The 2014-nt window shown below is 40.8% G+C and carries 2 protein-coding genes; both read right to left on the bottom strand.

The window, feature by feature from the left end; genetic code table 11:
* Positions 1-169: 169 nt before the first annotated feature.
* Positions 170-310: a hypothetical protein gene (locus ACUVJL_RS18020; RefSeq protein WP_445247114.1), complete on the bottom strand. Its 141-nt coding sequence runs from the start codon at positions 308-310 to the stop codon at positions 170-172.
* Between the two features lie 164 nt (positions 311-474).
* On the bottom strand, positions 475-1626 hold the full coding sequence (locus ACUVJL_RS18015) for an ISAs1 family transposase (RefSeq protein WP_445247113.1): 1152 nt from the start codon (positions 1624-1626) through the stop codon (positions 475-477).
* Between the last annotated feature and the right edge of the window lie 388 nt (positions 1627-2014).

Here is a 2014-nt window from a genome sequence, read left to right as displayed (position 1 = left end):
ATTATCTGCCGAAATGCTTCGCCCTTGCAAAATAGAGATGTACCCCCCCGAAAAGCCTGGTTTATTCGGTTTTGATGCGTTTGTGACTGATTATTTAACATGATTATTTCCGGGGCAGTGGTGGGAATTAGGGAACCACTTACACTTAATGATTCCACCGGATAGCTTTTCATTCCTTAGCAGGAGTGTGTCCTGCACCGAATAGATCCAGGTTGATATTGAGGGCTACTTTCGCAGCGTAAGCAATGTACAAAGTACAAGGTATTGATACAGAGAATATTACTATTTTAGCAATTAGATGATTATCCATAATATATGTCAATACGGTTCACTTAACACTATTTATGCGCCGGAGATCCCCCTCGCATCCCCCTGGTTGTAGGGGGACTTTGACCCCCCCTGTCCCCCCTTTTTAAGCAGGGTGGATTAATTGTCGAGAGGTTAAATCAAGGCTATGAAGGCTATTGACCGAAATTATGCAAGGCACTTAACAGGTTTATCTGAACTAGATAAATTAAAAAGCAACTCACTCAAATCTTCAATTTGATTGGCCATTAATCTTAAAGCTTCGGGAAAAGTATGAGTACATTTCATGCGAGCCAATGAAACTAAGAATTGTCTAATCATTGCCCAATTAACAGGTGCATTACCACCACGACGAATATCGTTATCCTCGTTTAACGTCACATCTTTGACCCAATGCAGACGGTTTTCAATCAACCAGTGACCACGAATAGCCTCACCAAATTGACTGGCTGACCAATCCAGACTACTTAAATAATAGTGTACTTCATCGAAGTTAATGAGATGACGACGACTTTTTTTTCCCTCCCATCGAGTCCCATATCTCCTGACCACAATTATATGTTTTGCACCCGCCCAAAGGGGCAATAATTGAGGTGGAATTGGATAAATTTTGGTGTGGCGAGTTGTGGTTCGTCCATGTACACATTCAGAAACTTCATTTTCCTGGGCTGCCATAGTAGAACTGACTAATTTATTGACAGCTTTAAACAGATTTAATTTATTCTTTTTGAGGGTAACTATATAGTCATTGCCACCATCAATAATTAAGGCTAGTGTTTTTTTTTGACAGTGCAGTGCATCGAGGGTAATTACTACTTTTTTACCGGAGAGTTCTTGAACTAGCTCAATAACAACTTCGACTTCACTTTTCTGTTTGTTTTCCATAACTTGATGTCGAACAACCCATCCATGACGATGACTATAAACGGAAACTATACTGACAAAGTTTTGGTAAGAGCTGCTGCCACCTACTGAGGTACTTTTTAGGCTTTTTCCATCCATTGCCATCAATTCTCCTTCGTCTATTGACAATTCCTGTTGAGACCATATATTGAAAAGAACTGCTAATATCTCAAAATCCAAGGATTGAATTATATTTCTAAATGTTGAATCTGATGGGAATTGAATATCACTCGGGAGGTTGAATAATTTTATGAGGGTTTTTCGATGATTTTTGGTAAATTCTACTAAGGGTTTATACCCCCAATATCCCGTGCAACTACCCAACAAAATTATTGTTAATATCAGCCAAAGTTCATGTCTTATACCTCTCGGATGTCGATGATCTGGAACAGCTTTAATTGCTTCAATCAAATTCATTCCTAATTCACTCCATAATTATAGTTTACCCGTCCGGGGCAGACTTGATTACCTCTTCTATCATACCTTTTTCCCCTGACAATTAATCCACCCTGCCTAACCCCCCTGAAGAAGGGGGGGGGGATAAGAGTCCGATCAAAGTCCCCCTTCTTAAGGGGGATTTAGGGGGATCAGGACTATGGTAAAAACGAGATTTATTAAGGCTTTCAGGCTTAAGTTGACACTAATGGGCACGCTTGAGTGTCCCTACGATTAATCTGGGGTATAAATCAGGATACGGCAGTGCCGTGTCCCTACGATTAATCTGGGGTAGGGAAACGGCACTGCCGTGTCCTCGCTTGTCATTCCGGCGCAGCCGGAATGATATTATTGATAATTGGGAATTGGT

It is taken from the genome of Microcoleus sp. OTE_8_concoct_300, from assembly GCF_031383065.1.
GTDB lineage: Bacteria > Cyanobacteriota > Cyanobacteriia > Cyanobacteriales > Microcoleaceae > Microcoleus.
The sequence above is the reverse complement of the archived record's forward strand: the minus strand, read 5'-3'. Positions and strand labels throughout refer to the sequence as shown.

What these genes read in the sequence shown, in the direction of transcription:
- ACUVJL_RS18020 (WP_445247114.1), bottom strand. Translation starts at nt 310, where the DNA reads ATGGATAATCATCTAATTGCTAAAATAGTAATATTCTCTGTATCAATA.
- ACUVJL_RS18015 (WP_445247113.1), bottom strand. Translation starts at nt 1,626, where the DNA reads ATGAATTTGATTGAAGCAATTAAAGCTGTTCCAGATCATCGACATCCG.